20 protein-coding genes are annotated in these 20240 nt (G+C 33.3%); 15 read left to right on the top strand and 5 right to left on the bottom strand.

What is annotated here, in order from left to right; genetic code table 11:
- Nucleotides 1–142: 142 nt before the first annotated feature.
- Nucleotides 143–1036, bottom strand: coding sequence for a tRNA (adenosine(37)-N6)-dimethylallyltransferase MiaA (gene miaA / locus V5784_RS08485; RefSeq protein ID WP_336888600.1), 894 nt, complete (start codon nt 1034–1036; stop codon nt 143–145).
- Nucleotides 1037–1803: 767 nt separating this feature from the next.
- Here miaA and V5784_RS08480 point away from each other — a divergent pair.
- Together V5784_RS08480 and V5784_RS08475 are read left to right on the top strand one after the other, a co-directional pair.
- Nucleotides 1804–2913: a hypothetical protein gene (locus V5784_RS08480; RefSeq protein ID WP_336888599.1), complete on the top strand. Its 1110-nt coding sequence runs from the start codon at nt 1804–1806 to the stop codon at nt 2911–2913.
- 460 nt (nt 2914–3373) lie between these two features.
- The gene (locus tag V5784_RS08475; RefSeq protein WP_336888598.1) at nt 3374–3586 is read left to right on the top strand and encodes a hypothetical protein; all 213 of its coding nucleotides are present in this window, start codon (nt 3374–3376) and stop codon (nt 3584–3586) included.
- A gap of 67 nt (nt 3587–3653) precedes the next feature.
- Here the strand turns inward: V5784_RS08475 and obgE are convergent, their stop codons facing one another.
- The 4 genes from obgE to rplU all read right to left on the bottom strand — a co-directional run bounded on the left by obgE (nt 3654) and on the right by rplU (nt 6084).
- Nucleotides 3654–4937 carry a GTPase ObgE gene (gene obgE, locus V5784_RS08470; protein ID WP_336888597.1) on the bottom strand — a complete coding sequence of 428 codons (1284 nt, stop codon included), beginning with the start codon at nt 4935–4937 and terminating at the stop codon, nt 3654–3656.
- Between the two features lie 153 nt (nt 4938–5090).
- The gene (gene rpmA / locus V5784_RS08465) at nt 5091–5384 is read right to left on the bottom strand and encodes a 50S ribosomal protein L27 (RefSeq protein ID WP_336888596.1); all 294 of its coding nucleotides are present in this window, start codon (nt 5382–5384) and stop codon (nt 5091–5093) included.
- Nucleotides 5384–5773: a ribosomal-processing cysteine protease Prp gene (locus V5784_RS08460; RefSeq protein ID WP_336888595.1), complete on the bottom strand. Its 390-nt coding sequence runs from the start codon at nt 5771–5773 to the stop codon at nt 5384–5386. Before V5784_RS08460 ends, rpmA begins: the two co-directional genes overlap by 1 nt.
- A complete protein-coding gene (gene rplU, locus V5784_RS08455) occupies nt 5773–6084 on the bottom strand; it encodes a 50S ribosomal protein L21 (RefSeq protein ID WP_336888594.1) in 312 nt (103 codons plus the stop codon). The genes V5784_RS08460 and rplU overlap by 1 nt, the downstream gene beginning before the upstream one ends.
- 395 nt (nt 6085–6479) lie before the next feature.
- On the opposite strand from rplU, the gene V5784_RS08450 reads away from it, so the two are divergent.
- The 13 genes from V5784_RS08450 (at nt 6480) to V5784_RS08390 (ending at nt 20066) form a co-directional block, all read left to right on the top strand.
- A complete protein-coding gene (locus V5784_RS08450) occupies nt 6480–6728 on the top strand; it encodes a (2Fe-2S) ferredoxin domain-containing protein (RefSeq protein ID WP_336888593.1) in 249 nt (82 codons plus the stop codon).
- Entirely contained in the window at nt 6725–8431 is a 1707-nt protein-coding gene (locus V5784_RS08445; RefSeq protein ID WP_336888592.1) for a [Fe-Fe] hydrogenase large subunit C-terminal domain-containing protein, read from the top strand. The genes V5784_RS08450 and V5784_RS08445 overlap by 4 nt, the downstream gene beginning before the upstream one ends.
- Nucleotides 8431–9582, top strand: a complete 1152-nt coding sequence (locus V5784_RS08440; protein WP_336888591.1) for a SpoIIE family protein phosphatase — start codon at nt 8431–8433, stop codon at nt 9580–9582. Before V5784_RS08445 ends, V5784_RS08440 begins: the two co-directional genes overlap by 1 nt.
- Before the next feature lie 538 nt (nt 9583–10120).
- Complete coding sequence (locus tag V5784_RS08435; RefSeq protein WP_336888590.1) at nt 10121–11029, top strand: DUF1385 domain-containing protein; 909 nt, start codon at nt 10121–10123, stop codon at nt 11027–11029.
- 150 nt (nt 11030–11179) lie between these two features.
- Nucleotides 11180–12502, top strand: a complete 1323-nt coding sequence (trmFO, locus tag V5784_RS08430; RefSeq protein ID WP_336888589.1) for a methylenetetrahydrofolate--tRNA-(uracil(54)-C(5))-methyltransferase (FADH(2)-oxidizing) TrmFO — start codon at nt 11180–11182, stop codon at nt 12500–12502.
- 855 nt (nt 12503–13357) lie between these two features.
- Complete coding sequence (locus tag V5784_RS08425) at nt 13358–14227, top strand: tyrosine-type recombinase/integrase (protein ID WP_336888588.1); 870 nt, start codon at nt 13358–13360, stop codon at nt 14225–14227.
- Complete coding sequence (gene hslV / locus V5784_RS08420; RefSeq protein ID WP_336888587.1) at nt 14217–14750, top strand: ATP-dependent protease subunit HslV; 534 nt, start codon at nt 14217–14219, stop codon at nt 14748–14750. The genes V5784_RS08425 and hslV overlap by 11 nt, the downstream gene beginning before the upstream one ends.
- A gap of 20 nt (nt 14751–14770) precedes the next feature.
- Complete coding sequence (gene cmk, locus V5784_RS08415; protein ID WP_336888586.1) at nt 14771–15424, top strand: (d)CMP kinase; 654 nt, start codon at nt 14771–14773, stop codon at nt 15422–15424.
- 176 nt (nt 15425–15600) lie between these two features.
- The gene (locus V5784_RS08410) at nt 15601–16623 is read left to right on the top strand and encodes a divergent polysaccharide deacetylase family protein (RefSeq protein ID WP_336888585.1); all 1023 of its coding nucleotides are present in this window, start codon (nt 15601–15603) and stop codon (nt 16621–16623) included.
- Between the two features lie 30 nt (nt 16624–16653).
- Nucleotides 16654–17532: a DMT family transporter gene (locus tag V5784_RS08405; protein ID WP_336888584.1), complete on the top strand. Its 879-nt coding sequence runs from the start codon at nt 16654–16656 to the stop codon at nt 17530–17532.
- 160 nt (nt 17533–17692) lie between these two features.
- On the top strand, nt 17693–18007 hold the full coding sequence (locus tag V5784_RS08400) for an EamA family transporter (RefSeq protein ID WP_336888583.1): 315 nt from the start codon (nt 17693–17695) through the stop codon (nt 18005–18007).
- Nucleotides 18008–18111: 104 nt separating this feature from the next.
- Nucleotides 18112–18579 carry an EamA family transporter gene (locus tag V5784_RS08395; protein WP_336888582.1) on the top strand — a complete coding sequence of 156 codons (468 nt, stop codon included), beginning with the start codon at nt 18112–18114 and terminating at the stop codon, nt 18577–18579.
- Nucleotides 18580–18755: 176 nt separating this feature from the next.
- Nucleotides 18756–20066, top strand: a complete 1311-nt coding sequence (locus V5784_RS08390; RefSeq protein ID WP_336888581.1) for a glycosyltransferase N-terminal domain-containing protein — start codon at nt 18756–18758, stop codon at nt 20064–20066.
- Nucleotides 20067–20240 lie beyond the last annotated feature (174 nt).

Here is a 20240-nt window from a genome sequence, read left to right as displayed (position 1 = left end):
ACTATAAATTCACCTTTGAGGGTTCCTCTCAATCAAAATAACTAAAAAACTTAAAATATACCTAAAAACTTAGATATAATATAGACGTAAATAATTTCTTTTTTTTTATTATTAAGAAAAAGTGTTTCGTGGACAAAAGGAGTTATATTAACCCTAATATTTCTTCTAGGATCTTCTCTTCACTCATTTTTTCTACATCGAACCAGATAACATCAGGATCATTTTTAAACCATGTAAATTGTCTTTTAGCATATCTACGGGAATTTTGTTTAATTTGAAATACAGCCTCTTCCAAAGTTATTTCACCTCTAAAATAATCTATAATTTCACTATATCCTATGACGTTGATCTTTCTTAAACTCTCTCCGTATATAGTATAGAGTTTTTCAACCTCCTCCATGAGACCTCCCTCTATCATGAGATCGACTCTTAGGTTTACTCTTTCATATAGGCTAGCCCTATCTCTTTCTAAACCTATCTTTACAAATTCAAAGTTATTTTTTTTGATATTTCTTTTACTGATAACAGAAAATTTTTCCCCTGTAAGATGAAAAACTTCCAGAGCTCTCTCCACTCTACGCTTATTATTTGGATGGATATCTTTGGCTGCACAAGGATCAACCCTTTCCAACTCCTCATATAATTCAGAGGCACTCCTACTATCTAATTCCTCTCTAAGTCTAGGTTCTGACTGGGGCAAGTCTGCCAAGCCATTGGTCACAGAGTTGATATATAAGCCGGTTCCTCCTACTAGTATAGGAGTTTTTTCATTACTTTCAAAGGTTTTTAATATTATATTTACTTTCCTTTGATATTCTCCTACATTATATTTGTTTATAGGTTCCACTATGTCAATCATATGATGAAATATTCCCTGCGCTTCCTTTGAATCGACTTTTGCAGTACCTATATCTAGGCCTGTATACACCTGAGCTGAATCAGCTGAGATTATTTCTGTGTTTAATTTTTTTGCCAGTTTTATAGATAAACTTGTTTTTCCTACAGTGGTAGGACCCAAGATAACAATACCTTTCATAAACTATACCTCCATTGAAACTTTGATGTTTTATAATACGTATTATATCACAAATGAAAATAAATAAAACTAGTCACGAATTACACGAAGAAGAAATAAAGAAAGCACAGAGAAAAAATGCTGTGAACCTCTCTGATCTCTGAGTACAGGAATGCTGACATTGGAATTTCATAACAATCTTACCCGATGTGGGCATCACCAATATCTCTAAAGTTTATTCCATAAACTAAGAATATTTCGACAGCATCTGCATAAGTTCAACTATAGAGTTATATTCACAACTCTAAGTTTCAGTTATCTGCGTTGAAAGGTTCTCTTTGCGTAACTTTTCACCTCAGAGATTATAAATTACTGTAATTGAATGGCTATTTATATCCTGAAAACGTCTCATAGTGAGGTGTTTTGTCTCTTTATCTCATTTTTTGTGTTGAAGGTTTTGATTTTTTAATAGTTTTTTGTATATAAATGAAAACTGTTTTATTGTTTATAGAACTGTTAAGGTTGTCGAAACCTAACATTAAAAAGTTTAACATTAAAAATTATTAATTTTTAATGTTAAACTTTTTTATAAGTTTGTTTTTATTAATTTCACTAAAATTATATTAGAACATCAATTCTCTTTTAATACTATTTAAAAAAGGACTCTTGACTATTGATGGTTATTAAACTACACTAATAACAGGATAAAAAGTAACAATTTTCAACTAGAAAGAGTTTAAAAGGAAACATAAAAACAAATTTGAAATTATTTTAGGAGGAAAAAAAACATGAATAAAAAATTATTATTATTAGCAGGAATCCTAGTATTAGGAACTACAACATTTGCAGTTCATACACCAACACCAACAGAAGCAGATGCAACTATAACAGCTGAAAAGGCTGCATCAGTTATTTCAATTACTGATTCTACCGCAATCAAAGGGTTATTAGAAACTAGACAAACAGGAATGATGGGTGAATTCAGTGGTTCTTATGCAGGTGAAGTAAGAGTAAGATCATGGCAAGGTCCTGGAAGATCGGACAAAGAGACTACAAATGATAACTATTCAGAGTCTGTTAACAAGATAGAGTGGACAGTGGCAGAGGGTAAATTAAACATGGGTAAATTAGGATTTGCTTATAGTGTCGATAGAGATTATAATTTTGATAAAAATTGGAATAAACAAAGTGAAGGATGGGATACTAAATTTGGATTGGACTATCAAGTTGGAACATTTGATATGTTAGGTAAAGAGTGGGCATTCGCACCAATGTTGTCATATGGTTATGATACTGCAGAAAACTTTACATCTGACGCAAAAGATCTAACAATTGGAGATTTCTCAAAAAAGAGATTATGGAGATTTACTCCAAAAATATCAACTACATATAATGGATTTGCAATGGACATCAGTCCTATTGTAGCCTATGATGATATTAGTGAAACTACTGCATTTAAGATAGAAATTGATAACTATAGAAGGTTAGGAACAACTGGATTCTGGTCAACTTATGGAACTGTCTACCTTGATTTCGCAGGAAACGAAAAAGAGGGTTCTTATGCTAATGGTGTATTTGAAGGAAACATTGATGCAGACAATAAATTTGCAGTATCTATTGAGCAATATTTAGACTATGAAAGAAAAATTGCAAAGAACATCTACTTCAAGACCGAATTTGGTTTAGAGGCTTACTCAATGTTACAAAGTGAAGCTGACAACGTGTCTATGTATGTTGCACCAGAAGTACAATATAGAGCTAAGTTAGGAGACGTTAACGTAGTGCCGTATGTAAAGTATATTACTTACACAGCAACAGGTGCTTATGAATCAGATGCTGGTGATCAATCTTATAGAAATGAATTATCTGCAGGAGTTAGAATCAGTACATCATTCTAAGTAAAAAAATTAAATATATTTATATAAGATAAGGGGTTGAGTAATCAATCCTTTTTCTTATAGTTTAAAATTTCATTGTTATTTAAAGAACGCACACGAATCTAAGTGAATAAAGATTATAAAACTGAATCTTAAATTTAAAAACATTTGAAAATACACCTATATATCTTGATCATTAAATATTAGTATTGATGGAGAACTAAGTTTTTTGATTTTTCTTATATTTTCACCTGTAATAATTCATTTTATTCATGACTAAGGTTTTTAATCTAAGTTTATTTCTTTTCGAATATATATATATATCGCATCTGTGTGCACTTTTTTTTAGTATATATATATGTTATATTTTAAATAAGAATGAAGTTTTTGACCCCGAAAAATCTCTGTATCTACATATTAAAATAATTTATTTAAGTATAAATTGTTTTAAAAAATTGTAGAAACATAAGGAGGTTATATTATGAAGATGCTTAAATATTTAATGATACTGGTAATATCAACAATCTTTATTGGCTGCAGTAACTTTCAGCCTGCTAAAAAAGTTATTTCTATAGAATATAGTGAAAGTGATAAAACTATAGTTACCACCTATGAAGATGGCTCTACCAAGGTAGAAAATCTAGGATACTTGAGATGGCAAAGAGATAGAGATGATAGGAGAGATAGAAGATAGGGAGACGGGTCAAAGACTTCACTAAAAAAAAGGTTCTAGAAATTTCTAGAACCTTTTTTATTTATGATTAGGTAATGAAGTCGAATTCTACATTTTCAATTCTAACTGTATCCCATTCTTCTATTCCAGCTTTGATCAACTGATTTTCTAATCCTAGGTTTTTAAGAACGTGTATGAAACTTACTATAGCTTCATCGTCATTAAAGACATAGGTGTTAAGTACGTTTTCTACAATCTTACCGGTAACGACAAAGACACCCTCGTCATCTATCTCTACAAGCCAGTCAGGTTTTTTATCTTCAATAGCTTTTAAGATGTTTAGTACATCTGTTTCTTCCTCTAACTCTTCACGAGGAATCTCTTCTAATAACGACCAAGTTCTGTTTACAACTTCCTTTAGCCCATCATTAAGAATTACAGATATAGGGAATACTTCTATCCCTTTTCCTGCCATATAGATCTTAAAGTTTTCATATTTTTCCATATCATATAATAGGTCCATCTTGTTAGCTAAAACTATTTGTTTTTTACCAGACAGTCTTTTACTAAATTTTTCCAGTTCATTGTTGATCTTCTCAAAGTCTTCCTCAGGAGATCTTCCCTCTATACCAGAGACGTCTACTACATGGTAGATCATCTTACATCTTTCGATATGCTTTAGGAATTTGTCTCCAAGTCCGACACCTTCATGGGCTCCTTCTATAAGTCCAGGAATATCAGCCATCAGAAATGATCTGTTGTCTCCTACTCTTACAACACCTAATTTAGGAGATAGAGTAGTAAAGTGGTAATTTGCAACCTTTGATTTAGCAGCTGAAACTTTATTGATAAAGCTTGATTTACCTACACTTGGGTATCCAACTAAGGCTACATCAGCTAATAATTTTAATTCTAATTTGACTCTAAGTTCCTTACCTTTACGACCTTTACCGGCCATCTTAGGAGCTCTTCTCACTGAGTTCTTAAAGTGAATGTTTCCTCCTCCACCTTTTCCACCTTGAAATAATTGTCTCTCTTCCTGGTTTATATTTAGATCGAGTAATAGTGCTCCACTTTCAAAGTCTCTTACCATAGTACCTACAGGTACTCTGATGATAAGGTCTGCACCTGTTTTACCATGCATCCTTTTTTTAGCACCATTGGTACCACTTTCTGCTACAAATGCTCTTTTATATCTAAAATCTACCAGGGTAGTAAGATTGTTATCGGCTACGAATACGATGCTTCCACCATTTCCACCGTCTCCACCATCAGGACCTCCGAATTGTACATATTTTTCTCTTCTGAATGTCGCTGCACCATCTCCACCTTTACCGGCATGGACAGTGATTATCGCCTCATCTATAAACATAAATATTTTCCTCCTATTGTTCTAACTCATTTGAAAATTAAAAGTTGAAAATAAAATTTTGGTATTTTGGTTTTCCACTTTCAATTTTCAAAATTAAATCTCTCGTATATAATAAATAAATCCCAGCAAAATGCTGGGATTTATTTGAAAAGCTTATACTAAACTTTTTCTTTCAGCGTAGATAGAAACTTGCTTTCTAGTTTTACCTAATCTTTCAAATTTAACATATCCATCAACTAAAGCATATAAAGTATGATCTTTACCTTGCCCCATGTCAGTTCCAGCATGGAATTTGTTCCCTCTTTGTCTAACAACGATGTTTCCAGCTACTACTTTCTCACCGTCATATTTTTTTACACCTAAGTAATTAGGATTAGAGTCTCTTCCGTTCTTTACAGAACCTTGTCCTTTTTTCTTAGCAAATAGTTGTAATTCAATTCTAAACATTAATTAGCCTCCTCTTCGAAAATCTTCATATATTTGGGGTACTGCTTTCTTAGTTGGTCTAGCATCACTGCCATACTTTCTAATATTGCTTTAATTTCCCTCTTTTTTTTATAAACAATTTGATTATAACTATGAATAGTCATATTCAATTTTTTCAACTTTTCTTCATCTGGAGTTTTAAGATCTAGCCTTAAAAATCCAGTTTCATTATTAGTTGAATAAGTCGCAGGGATATTTAGATATTCTAGAATACCAGCTGCTCCTTGTTGTAAAATCGCACTGATTGCAGCACACAGGATATCGCTACCATGTTCGCCATATTCAGCATGATTCCATCCACGAAATCCTACAATTTTTTTATCCTGTCTAATGAGAGTAATCTCAGTCATTATCCTTGGATAGAAGTGATTTTGATTTCAGTGAATAATTGTCTGTGACCTTTTCTTCTATGAGTTGACTTTTTAGGTTTGTATTTGAAGTTAATAACTTTTTTAGCTCTACCTTGTGATAATACTTCTACTAACACTTTTGCACCTTCTACTACAGGAGTTCCTACTTTCATTTCTCCTTCGTTAGATACTAATAAAACTTCTGTCATTTCAACAGTTTCGTTAACTTCAGCATTTAATTTCTCTACTCTTAATATTTCACCTTCTGCAACTTTGTACTGTTTTCCACCGGTTTTGATTATTGCGTACATTGTAACACCTCCATAAATTTAGTCGCCAGGCACAGGTTGCTGATAACCCCACCTACGCGTAACTAGAACATAATATCATATTTATTATAATGTGTCAATGGATTTTTTGACATATAAGCAAAGTAAAAAGTCCTTTTTAGTGTTTAAAAATTAAGTTTATATCGATCCAATTAAAATATTTGAAAGAAGTTTTTTGAATAGATTTACCACCGTCTTAAATACAAAGTAATTAATTCACAGAATACTTTTTTAATCCATGAAAGAACTAAATTAATGTGGTATATTATTATTGAAAAGATAATTAAATATTAAGAGATAAAATTAGTGAGATGTATAATTTGGGAAAAAACATTTTAATATTTTTAGGTGGTTGAAAACTATACAAGGGGGGAAAGATGATTTTAAAGGTTTGTGTAGGGAGTGCCTGTCATATAAAGGGTTCTTATGATGTTATAAAAACAATTACAAAGATAATAGAGGAAGAGGGGTTAGAAAAAGAGGTGGAATTAAAAGCTTGTTTTTGTTTGAACAATTGTACCGAAGGAGTATCTGTTGTTATAGACAATGAGGAGGAGATCTATTCTTTTTCCAAGGAAAATACAGAGGGGAAATTTAAAGAGATAATCAAGGAGAGAGTATTATGAAGATCATGAATTTTTCAGAAGCCAATTGTAGTAATTGTTATAAATGTGTTCGAACATGCAGGGTAAAAGCCATAAAGATAGAGGATGACCAGGCTCATATAGTTTCAGATCATTGTATTGTCTGCGGACATTGTTTTACTAGTTGCCCTCAAAATGCCAGAAATATTCATTCTGACCTCGATTACGTGAAAAAAGCGCTAAAAGATGGAGAGAGTGTAAATATCTCTATAGCCCCATCTTTTAGGGGGTTTTATGAAAAATCCAATGGTTTTATATGGGGATTGAAAAGATTAGGATTTAATCTCATAGAGGAAACGGCAGTAGGGGCTGACATTACCTCGAGATTATATGAAAAATATATATCGACCGGTGACCGTGGAATCTATATAACCACCTGTTGTCCCTCGGTAGTTCTTTTGATAGAAAAATATTATCCGACGTTGATACCATATCTAATGCCTTTTACATCACCTATGATCTCCCATGGCTATCTACTAAAAAAAGAACGGCCAAAGGAAAAGACAGTTTTTCTGGGACCATGTATAGCCAAAAAATGTGAGTCACTCTCTGAAAAACACACAGGAGCGATAGATGCAGTTTTGACCTTTGACGAGGTATTCCAGTGGTTAAAAGATGAAGGGATAGACTATCAAAATGAAAATTCTGTTGATGTAGACAGGTTTGGAAGTAATTTTGGGAGTAGCTATCCTGTAGTAGGAGGAATCTTAGAGGGAATTAGTGAGAGCATTGAAGAAAAGGGCTTGACCCAATTAAGGGTAGATGGTTTAGATGAATGTATTGAACTTTTTGATGAGTTATCCAAGGGGAGTATAACAGGTACCTGTGTAGAAGTGAGTGTGTGTAAACAAAGCTGTCTTGGCGGTCCAGGAGGATCAAATGCTTCTTCGACTACTTTTTCTCGGGTACAGACCTTGAAAAAATATTTAAATGGAAATAATAAAATAGCAGAAAATAATGATCCAACCCATGAGATAGATTTTAGTGCTAGTTTCCACAATAAAAAATTTGAGGGAAGGGTGCCTAATGAGGAAGAGATCATAGAGATTCTGGGGACTTTGGAAAAATATACTAAAGAGGATGAATTGAACTGCGGTGGATGTGGATACGATACCTGCCGTGAAAAAGCTATATCCATATATAGAGGGATGTCTCATAAGGAGATGTGTATTCACTATATGAAAAAGTGTGCTGACAAAGTTAGCAATGAAATATTTGAAAATTCACCTAACGCTATTCTTATATTAAACAATGAATATGAGATAATAGAGAGCAATATGGCTTTTAGCAGGTATTTTGGGATATCTCCAAAAGAAGCAAGGGAACGGTCTATAGAGGAGTTTATATCCAGGGAAAAATTAGATAAGGTAGTTTCCGAAAAGGAAAATATTATTTGGAAAAAAGAATCATTTTTGGACGGGACACTCTATATGAGGGTAAGTATTATATCTATGAATCCAAGAGAAGAGATATTAATACTGCTTACTGATATAACCAGTGATGAATTGAGAAAGGAAGAGATAAGAAATTTAAAGGAAAAAACTTTTGAGATAACCCAGACAGTGGTGGAAAAACAAATGAGAATAGCTCAGGAAATAGCTAGTTTATTAGGAGAAACGACGGCAGAATCTAAGATTGCATTTAATAAATTAAAGGATGTATTTAACAAGGAAGGGAATCTTTAATGGAATATTATATAGATGCTTCATATAAAAGTATAAACAAATTTGGTGAGGAACTATGTGGGGATAAGGTAGAAATTATAAAAACAGAAGATGGTACTCTTTTGGTACTCTCAGATGGTCTGGGGAGTGGAGTCAAGGCAAATATTTTGGCTACCCTGACTTCGAAGATAGCTATTACAATGTTAAAAGGGGGGGCTACTATCGATGAGACTTTGGAGACAATAATAAATACTCTCCCTGAATGTAAGGTAAGAAAGCTTGCATATTCTACCTTTACAATTATAAAATTAGAAAATAATGGTGACTGTTATATGGTGGAATATGAAAATCCTCCTACCTTTTTTTATAGAGACGGTTGTGATGTGTCTATAGATAGAAAAAAAAGGATTATAAAGGGAAAAACAATTTTTGAAAGTCGTTTCAAATTTTATCCCGGAGATCTATTGACTGTAGTCAGTGATGAAGCAGTTCATGCAGGGGTAGGAGAATATCTTAATTTGGGTTGGCAGTGGGAAAATATAAATGATTTTTTAAGAGATATATCTCAGAAAAAATATGCAACCGATATAACTAACAGTTTACTGGATGTCTGTAAAACTCTGTACAATGATAAACCAGGAGATGACACCACTGTTTTGTCGATAAAATTTCAACCTGTAAAATATTTAAATCTATTTACAGGACCTCCTAAAAATATAGAAGATGACGAGAAATTTATAAAAAGAGTGGGGGAGTCTCGTGGGATTGTAGTACTCAGTGGAGGAACTACAGCTAATATAATATCCAAGGCTTGGAACGAAGAAATTATGATCGATCTAGATGGATATGAAAGTAATCTGCCACCAGTGGGTTATATGAGGGGAGTAGGCTTGGTGACAGAGGGATTACTGACACTGAATAAAACTGTGGAATATATAAAAGAATATATCTATGAAGGCCATGAGATCAGCAGTGACGATGGAGCAGGAGTCCTAGGGAGATTACTCCTCTTTGACGTCAGTCATATAAATATAGTGGCAGGAACTGCTGTGAATCCTGCCCATCAAAATCCAGATTTCCCCATTGACTTTAATATTAAATTAAAGGTAGTAGTAGAACTAGAGGCAATCTTAAAAACATTTGGGAAGTCGGTTACCTTAGAATATGTGTAGAATTGAAAAAAACCTCCTTTCATGATAAAATTAAAACAAATTAAATAGTTGATAACTAAAATAAAGAAACTAGTCACGAATTAACTCTAGAAGATAAATGAAAATAAAAAGAGAAAAACATGGAACACGGAGAAAACTCTGTGGAACTCTGATTCTCGGTGAATTTCTGTGTCAAAGATAGAAACTTTAATCCAGAAAAAGATGTTTTAATCTGAGTAATCTGCGACGAAAAAGAAGGTTCTAAAGAGTCCCTCTTTAATACGGGTTCATTTCTTGTTTTAACACAAGAAACGAACCAAAGAAAGTTAAGAAGGTTTTATATGTTGTCTTAGTAAGTAAGTCACGATCATTGTTGTAGGAAAAGTACAGCTGAAGCACAACGACTATAAACTTCGCTTTTAAAGTCAGATTTAAGTCAGGGTAAAAAAAAAGATTTAAAAGTTCGTGACAAAAAAGTTTTATTTTATGCAGGGATAGTTCATAACTTACACGGACGATAAAATTTGTGTAGAGTAATATCAGGAGGAGTAATATAATTATGGATAGAAAAAAGATTTCGGTAGGTGGACAGGCTGTAATAGAGGGTGTCATGATGAAAGGTCCAAAAGCACTGGCTACAGCAGTGAGAAGACCCACAGGGGAAATAGTTTATAAAGTAACAAAATTAAAACCATCTATGAATTTCTTGACTAAGATTCCATTTATCAGGGGAGGAGCAATCCTGTTTGAAACTCTAATTTTGGGAACTAAAGAGTTGTCATTTTCTGCCAACGAGGCTGGAGAAGAGGAAGAGAAATTAGGGGACAAGGAATTGATGATGACTGTAGTAGCAGCTCTAGCTTTAGGAGTAGGACTATTTATGGTTTTACCTTCAGTTTTGAGTAGTTTTATGTTTAAAGACAACAGAATGAATGCAAATATTTTTGAAGGTATACTCAGAATATTATTTTTTCTTATATATATAAAGGCTATATCTTTTTTTAAAGAGATAAAGAGAGTCTTTGAATATCATGGAGCTGAGCATAAATGCATCTATGCTTTTGAAAATGATGAGGAGCTAGTCAAGGAAAGTGCGGTAAAATATACGACTCTACACCCTAGATGTGGGACGAGTTTTTTACTTATAGTGATGTTAATAAGTATAGTTGTGTTTTCAAGCTTGGATTTTATGATCCCTCAACCTGATAATATGTGGATGAAAGTTGGATTAAAAGCTGTCTTAAGAATTGTATTTATGCCATTGGTAGCAGGATTAGCCTATGAATTCCAAAAATACAGCAGTAAACACTTGGATAATCCAATATATAAGCTGATAGCCGTACCTGGGCTTAGTCTACAAAAAATAACAACTAAGGAACCAGATTTAGAGCAATTGGAGGTAAGTATGGTAGCTTTAAGGGTAGCTCTAGGGATGGAAGTGGATAACGCAACAGAAGTTTTTGAATAAGTATTTACAGAAGAGGAGGTTGCCGTAGTGGTAATTTCTTCTTTTTTTTACAATTATATAGGAAAAAAACTTTGAAAAGTCCGATAAACTTAGTATAATAAAGAGTAAAAAATCAGAAGAACTCGAAAAAATAAGGAGCTGAAATAAAACATGAAAAAGATAGAGGAAGTAATAGTAATAGGGGCAGGACTAGCAGGGAGTGAAGCAGCATACCAACTTGCCAAAAGGGGAGCAAGGGTAAAATTATATGAGATGAGACCAGTAAAAAATACAGAGGTACATACTGGAGATAAATTTGGAGAATTAGTTTGTAGTAATTCATTGGGTTCAAATCTCTTATCCAATGCATCTGGATTAATGAAAGAAGAACTTCGTATGATGGGATCTCTTTTAGTAGAAATAGCTGATGAAACTCGTGTGCCGGCAGGGCAGGCATTGGCAGTAGGTCGCGAGGAGTTTGCGGAAATGGTAACTATGAGACTCGAAGCCGAAAAAAATATAGAGATAATCAGGGAAGAATTAATAGAAATTCCAAAGGATAGCTATGTAATAATAGCCAGCGGACCGCTATCATCGACTGGAATAACAGATCAAATTTTAGAATTAACAGGTGGAACTAACCTTTATTTCTATGATGCAGTAGCTCCTATAGTAACGTTGGAATCGATAGACCAAGAAAAAGTTTATTACCAGTCTAGATATGATAAGGGAGATGGAACATATATAAACTGTGGGATGACTGAGGAAGAGTATGATAACTTCTACAATGAGTTAATAGCTGCGGAAAGATCACCCCTTAAAAACTTTGAGGAAGAAAAAGTTTTTGAAGCGTGTATGCCGGTGGAAAAAATGGCCAGCAGAGGAAAAAAGACACTCTTATTTGGGCCATTAAAACCAAAAGGATTAACAAATCCTCGTAAGACAGAGAAAGATTATGCAGTGGTTCAATTGAGACAGGATGATAAAGATGGAAAATTATATAATTTAGTAGGATTTCAAACCAACTTAAAGTGGGGAGAACAAAAAAGAGTATTTCAGTTGATTCCAGGATTAGAAAATGCTGATTTCATTAGATATGGAGTGATGCATAGAAATACATTTATAGATTCGACAAAATTATTGAACAAGAGTTTAAATTTAAAAACTAATGAAAAGATCTTTTTTGCCGGGCAAATAACAGGAGGAGAAGGTTATGTGGCAGCTATGGCAACGGGAATGATGGCAGCTATAAACCTATACCACCATATGTTAGGAGAAAAGGAGTTTGTGTTGGAAGATTTAACCTCTACAGGATCGATAATTAACTATATCACAGAGGAAGGAAAGAAAGAATTCCAACCAATGGGACCAAATTTTGGAATTGTAAGAGCACTGGAAGGACCAAGAGTAAGGGATAAAAGGGATAGAAATACAGCCTTAGGAGAAAGATCAGTGGAGTATATGGAGGAGAAGATAAAAGAAATAAAATATTAAGAGAATAAAAAAAAGATTGGACACAGAGAAAGTTCTATGAAACTCTCATCTGATTCTCAGTGATTCTCAGTGATTCTCAGTGTCCTCTGAGTCTCTGCGTTGAAAGAAAGTTCTAAAGAGTCCCTCTTTAATACGGGTTCATTTACGATTCACGATTATTAAAATTAGATGTAACTAAATCTAATTTTAAATGTGAGTCTGAAAAAGAAACGAACCAAAGAAAAGCTCACTTTTTCTAAAAGATGTTACAAAGTGAGACCATGGATCCCTGTTTCTTAGTGGGATGCCTGACGGGCATGGTGGGCACGACGAAACTCGCAAGAGATATACTGTGAAGTAGGATAACATCCAGAAAAAGAATCAAAGTCCAAATCAAAGTCAGATTTAAGTCAGGGTCAAAGAAAGTTTTAATCCGAGTGAATCTGTGTAATCTGCGACAAAAAGAAGGTTCTAAGGGTTTCGCCCTTAACTGAGATCATTTCAGATGTTGCGAGTATTTTATTTTCCTCTAATAATATTAGAAAAAAATAAAAGTGCACACAAGAAAAAGATCCAAAGAAAATCAAGAAGATTCTCAGGCTTCCTCGTTATGTTTTCCCCTAAATGGGGAAGACGAAGCAATAACCATTTTGTCTTAGTGAGTAATACACGATCGTTGTTGTAGGAAAAGTACAGCTGAAGCTCAACGACTATAAACTTCGCTTTTAGAGTCAGATTTAAGTCAGGGTCAAAAAAAAGTTTTAAAAACTTCTGTGTTGTTGCAGTAGATTTTTAGAAATTCGTATAATTCGTGACAAAAGAAGGTTACTGTAGATAGGTTTAGGATCGAGTAGTATCGAAAAGTGGGGGGGAATTTTGGAAAAACGGATAAAAAAATTTATATACTATGAACAGTTTGGACAGCAAAAAAGTGAAAATACCATAAAATCCTACAAAAAAGATTTAGAACAATTTTTAGAATTTATTGTAGGACATGAACTCATTGAAAATATAGGTGAAGTAGAGGAGTTAAATCTAAGGGGTTTTATCCTTTACTTAGGTACTATCAATATAAGCAAGAGATCTATAAGTAGAAAATTATCTACCTTGAGAACTTTTTTTAAATATTTAAAAGAAAACAAAGTTATAGATAAAAACCCAATAATACTTTTGAATAACCCATCCTTTGTGAGTAAATTTCCAATTCTTTTGAAAAAAGATGAATTAGAAAAACTGAGATCGGTGATTGATATAACTAAAACTAATGGAATCAGGGATAGGCTAATTATAGAACTCCTATATTCTAGTGGGATAAGAGCAGGGGAATTGCTTTCGTTGGGAGAAAATATAGTGGATATAGAGGAGCAGGAAATAAAAATAGTCGGGAATAGTAGCCGGACTGTATTTTTTAGCCAGATAGCAAAGAAATTTTTAAAAGATTATTTAATTGCAAAAGAAGAAAAATATGGTGAAAAATATAATCCTGATATTATCTTTGTAAATGGAAGTGGAACGAGGTTAAGTGACAGATCTCTGCGTAGAATAATAGATAGGTATGCCAAGAAAGCGATGTTAGAAAAGGAGATAAGCCCTCATACTTTTAGACATACCTTTGGAGTATATCTTTTAGAAAAGGGGATGAATGTTCATTTTTTACAGGAACTTATGGGGCATACCAGCCCGGAGAGCACAAGGATATACGAGGAGCATATGATAATAAATAGGAGGAGTGTAATTGAAATTTAGAGCAACTACAATATTAGCTGTAAAAATCGGAGATAAGGTGGCTATTGCTGGAGATGGGCAGGTAACCTTTGGAGATACTGTATTTAAAAATAAAGCAAAAAAAATAAGGAAATTCTATAATGGTTCAATATTAGCAGGTTTTGCAGGAGCGGCAGCGGATGCCTTTGCATTATTTGATAAATTTGAAAATAAATTGGATGAATATGGTGGGAACTTGAAAAAAGCTTCAGTAGAGTTGGCCAAGGAATGGAGATCAGACAAGGCCTTACGTGAACTAGATGCAATGCTTATAGTGGCAGATAAAAATAATCTATTAGTTTTATCAGGAACTGGAGATGTATTAGAAACTGATGATGACATAGCTGCTATTGGTTCTGGAGGAACCTATGCCTATGCCGCAGCAAAAGCATTGAAAAGACATACAAAGTTAGAGCCCCATGAAATTGTCTGTGAAAGCCTTCAAGTAGCAGGAGAAATATGTATCTATACCAATACAAATATAAGTATGGAAAAACTATATTGATTTAGAAAAGGAGTGAGGTCGTGAGTTTTATAGTAGCAGTAGATGGTCCGGCAGGTTCTGGAAAGAGTACCATATCAAAGATGGTAGCAAAAAAATATAGATTAACTTATCTAGACACAGGGGCTATGTACAGGATGATAGCTTTTACATCTATAAGGGATGGAGTAGATTTAGATAATATAGAAGAGGTAGTAAATTTATTGGATAGTGTGAATATTGATATGAAAGACGGGAAATTTTATGTGGATGGAGATGATGTAAGTTTAGAAATAAGAACTCCAGAGGTTACAGGAATAGTATCTGAAGTAGCTGCCATAAGGGAAGTCAGGGTAAAGTTGGTAGATCTTCAAAGGAAAATATCAGAAGGGAAAGATGTTATCTTAGATGGAAGAGACATCGGAACTGTGGTATTTACAGATGCAGATTTAAAAATATTTTTAGTTGCATCTCCGGAGGAAAGAGCCAAGAGAAGAGTTTTGGATTTTAAAAATAAAGGTATCGATGAAAATTTTGAGGATGTTTTAAGTGAGATAATTAGACGGGATGATTTTGACTCCAATAGAAAAGAAAGTCCATTAAAAAAAGCTGAAGATGCTGTGGAAATAGATACGAGTTTTATGAATATAGACGAAGTAGTAGGAGCTATATCAAAGCTGGTAGAGGATAAAAGATAAAAAAAAAGGTTTTCTTAGTGAGTAATACACAATCGTCATTGTAGGAAAAGTCCTGCGGAAGTGGAACGACTATAAACTTCGCTTTAAGTCAGATTAAAGTCAGGGTCAAAGAAAGGTTTTTAAAGCTCCTGTGTTGTAGCAGTAAGATATTATAAATATGGTAGAAGCCGTAAGGGGTGAGTGGGATAAATAAAAAAATTATATATGGAATAGGAATAATATCTATCCTGATAATAGCTGTATTATTTAAGTGGCAGAGCGGAAATAAATATGAAAGACAGATAAAATTACAGGAAGATTTGGTTATAGAAGAAATAATAAAAAAAGTAAAAGAGTACTCAGTCACAAGTGGAAGTTCTATTGAAGAAGATGGGATAAAATACATATTTGACCTGAAAAAAGGAACGGATTTAGATTTAGATTTAGAGGATGGAGATTTACAGGTAAGGGAAATCCTAAAAGGAGATACCAAAAAAATTATTTATAGTGATTCTAAGGGGGATAAAAAACTAATCTTGGAGATAAATTATTTTACTCCTCCTAAATTAGCCATATTAATAGACGATGTAGGGATGAATACAAAAACTACAACTTATTTTAAAAAAATAGATAGACCTTTGAGCTTTGCAACTATACCATATCTGCCTAAGACTAATCAGGCAACCAAGATATTAAAGGATGAAGGCTTTGAAGTTATCTTGCACATGCCTATGGAAGGGTCCAATGAAATTTTGAATAGAAGAACTAAGGGACTCATAAAACCATCTATGACTGAAAAAGAAATCTATGATAAATTTGATGGTGCAATAGAAGATCTAGGAGCAGTGAGGGGATTTAATAATCATATGGGATCTAGATTTACAAATGATCCAGAAAAGATGAGATCACTCCTAACCTATGCAAAGAAAAAAGATATGTTTTTTATAGATTCTAATACCAACAGTAAAAAAGAAGGATATAGGGTAGCTAAGGAACTCGATATACCTACCTACTATACATCTTATTTTATAGATAACTCCCACAAAAAGGAAGATATTATAAAAGCTATAAAGATATCTGTAGAACTAGCCAAAGAAAGGGAAAAAATCTTAGTGATTGGTCACTATAGAAAAGAAACTGCAGAAGCTATATATGAGATGTTGGATTATATAGATAACGAAGGTGTAGAATTGGTTTCGATCAGTGAAGTGTTGGAGTAGTAAGATGACGAAAGTATAATTGGGGGAGAGATGAATAAAAAAGATGATAGTGTAAAGGGTTATATGATGATATTTGTTTCTACAATATTTTTTTATATAATGACTTTATTTGTAAAGATGATAACAAAGGACGGTCGGATCCCCAGTACAGAGATAACATTTTTTAGATTTTTAATTGGATTTATAATAATAAATATAAGTCTCATGAAAACAGGATACAAAATTAAGATGGTAAATAAAAAAGCGGTATTGTCTAGAGGTTTTTTTACAGCATTAGCAATATTGTTATTTTTTATGGTGATAGAATATTCTACTATAACCAAGGCGACCATATATAACCTGACATATCCTATATTTGTTGCGATATTTGGTCCGTTTTTGTTGAAGGATGAAAGATGGACGTTAAAAAATATTATAGGAGTAGCTGTGGCTTTTGCGGGAATATTTTTGATATCTGGATTGGGCTTAGGAATAGTCAGCTGGGTAGATGGCTTGGGTTTATTTATGGGATTTGTAGCAGCGATTGGGATAATTGCCCTGAGAAAAGCCCGAATAACAGATAGTTCCAATACGATCTTATTTTACCTTATGACCATAGGGTTGATTATGACTGTTATTCCCTTTGGACATCAATTTAAGGCGCCAACCTCGAAAGAAGGGATGCTTTTATTGGGAATGGGAGTGTTTTCTTATTTAGGACAATATACCGTGACCAATGGATTTAAATACGTGAAAGCACTGGAGGGAAGTTTGATATCTTCCAGTAGAATATTTATAGCTGCTATATGTGGGATCTTGTTTTTAGGAGAATCATTTAGTGAGGCTATAGTAGGTGGAGGAAGTTTAATATTTATAGGGATAGTATTGGTGAGCCTAAAGGGGAAAGGTAAAAAACAATTAAAAAATTAAAAAAAATTCTTAGTGGTCTTTTTGCTTTTCCTTTGTGAGCTTCGTGTAAAGGTTTAGGTTTTTAATCTGTGATACATTTAAATTAAGTTTAATTGTACATTTGGTTTCGATCAGTGAAGTATTGGAGTGAAAAGATAACGAAAGTATAATTTGGGGAGAGATGAATAAAAAAGAGGATAGCGTAAAGGGTTATATGATGATATTTGTTTCTACAATATTTTTTTATATAATGACTTTATTTGTAAAGAAGATAACAGAGGACGGTAGGCTCTCCAGTACAGAGATAACGTTTTTTAGATTTTTAATTGGATTTATAATAATAAATATAAGTTTCATGAAAACAGGATATAAAATTAAGATGGTAAATAAAAAAGCGGTATTGGCTAGAGGTTTTTTTACAGCATTGGCAGTATTATTATTTTTTACGGTGATAGAGTACTCTACTACAACCAAGGCGAACATATATATAACCTGACATATCCTATATTTGTTACGATATTTGGACCGCTTTTACTGCCGGATGGAAGATGGACGTTAAAAAATATTGTAGGAGTAATTATAGCTTTTACGGGAATATTTTTGATATCTGGATTGGGCTTAGGAATGGTCAGCTGGGTAGATGGATTGAGTTTATTTATGGGATTTGTATCAGCGATTGGGGTAATTGCCCTGAGAAAAGCCCGGATAACAGATGATTCTAATACGATCTTATTTTACCTTATGAGCATAGGGTTAATTATAACTGTGATCCTATTTAGTCATCAATTTAAGGGGCCGACCTCGAGAGAAGGATTGCTTTTATTGGGAATGGGAGTGTTTGCTTATTTAGGACAATATACCGTAACCAATGGATTTAAATACGTGAAAGTGCTGGAGGGAAGTTTGATATCTTCCAGTAGAATATTTATAGCTACTATATGTGGGATCTTTTTTTTAGGAGAACCATTTAGTGAGACTATAGTAGGTGGAGGAAGTTTAATATTTATAGGGATAGTATTGGTGAGCCTAAAGGGGAAAGATAAAAAAAATAAAGAAATTAAAAAATAAAGAACTGGTTACGAATCAAGTCTAAAAGAAAAAATAAAAAGATTGGACACAGAGAACACCGAGGGGAAGTTACCCAGAGGAAAGACTAAAAGCTTTAGTCGCAGATTACGCAGATAGGGGCAGATTTCAACCATGAAAAAAATATTATATTAATTCGGCCAAAGGCCGTACAGGGGATGAGGAAAATTATATATAATTTGATACGGACAATGCTCTATCTTCCTTTAGGGATAGGAATGATATTTTCTAATAAGTTGAGAAAATTTGTAAAAAAAAGAATATTTCAAAATATAGACCTAGGCGAGAAAAAAGATACCATTTGGATCCATTGTGCATCGGTGGGAGAGGTTAATTTAGCGGAACCTATAATCAAGAAATTTTTAGATGAAACAAAAGAAAAAATTCTACTGACCATGATGACTGATACTGGGATGGGAACAGCCAAAAAAAAATATGCAGATGAGATCAGAGTAGATCTTTTATTTTTTCCTTTAGATGATTATTTTTGTATCAAGAAAATTTTGAAAAGGATAATTTTAAAAAAATTAGTGATCATAGAGACTGAAATATGGCCAAACTTAATCCTTTTATGTTCTGAAAAATCGGAAGTAGTTTTGATAAATGGAAGGATATCGGATAGGAGTATAGACTCATACACGAAAATAAAATTTTTACTGAGAAAGATATTTAAAGAGGTAGATATATTTATCATGCAGACTGAAAAAGATAAGGAGAGGATCATATCTTTAGGAGCTCCTGAGAGTAAAGTTTATAACTATGGGAATCTAAAATTTAATATTGAACTACCAAAATATGAAAAAAAAGAATTGGATGATTTAAGGAAAAAAATAAATGAAAAAGGCAAGATGATAATAGTAGCAGGAAGTACAAGGAGCAATGAGGAAGAATATTTGTTGGAAATTTTTGATAAGTTAGATGACTATCTTTTGATATTGGTTCCAAGGCATATAGAGAGAACGACAGATATATGTCAGAGGTTGCTACAAGGGTATAACTATCGAAGGTGGACGGATATTTATAAGGAAGAAAGAAGAGAAGGCGTAGAGATAATTCAAGAATTATCTAAGAATGATACAGAGATAATAATTGTGGATAAGATAGGGGAACTGCGTAAATTATATGCCATTGCAGACATAGCATATGTAGGGGGAACCATGGTAGATGTGGGAGGACATAGTTTACTGGAGCCGTTATTTTACAGGAAACCACCTATTTTTGGACCTTTTACTCAAAATGTAAGGAGTATTGCAAGGGAAGTGGTAGCTAGAGAGATTGGAATACAGGTGAATGGGGTAGAGGAGCTGTACAAGGCAGTTAAAAATTATGAATTAGAAAATAAAGCACTAAAAGATAGAGGCAAGGATGAAAGAAAAAATAAAATTGAGATAGAAGGCAGGATAGATAGGTTTTTTGAGGAGAATAGTCATGTAGTGGATTTGACTTTTAAAAAAATAATTAAAAGCTAGTTATGAATCAACTCTAAAAGAAAAAACTAAAAGGGGTCTGTCTCATATTTTGTGTAAACCTCCAAATCAGTGTAAACTACAATTACATTAATTTGGAGGTTTTTTTATGAGAAAAAGAAGAAAAGATTTATCCCCTGATGAATTAGCACGAAAAGAGCTAATTAGAGAATATCT

It is taken from the genome of Psychrilyobacter sp. (assembly GCF_037132775.1).
GTDB lineage: Bacteria > Fusobacteriota > Fusobacteriia > Fusobacteriales > Fusobacteriaceae > Psychrilyobacter.
Note: the sequence above shows the minus strand (reverse complement) of the source record. Positions and strands in the feature narration are given on the sequence as shown.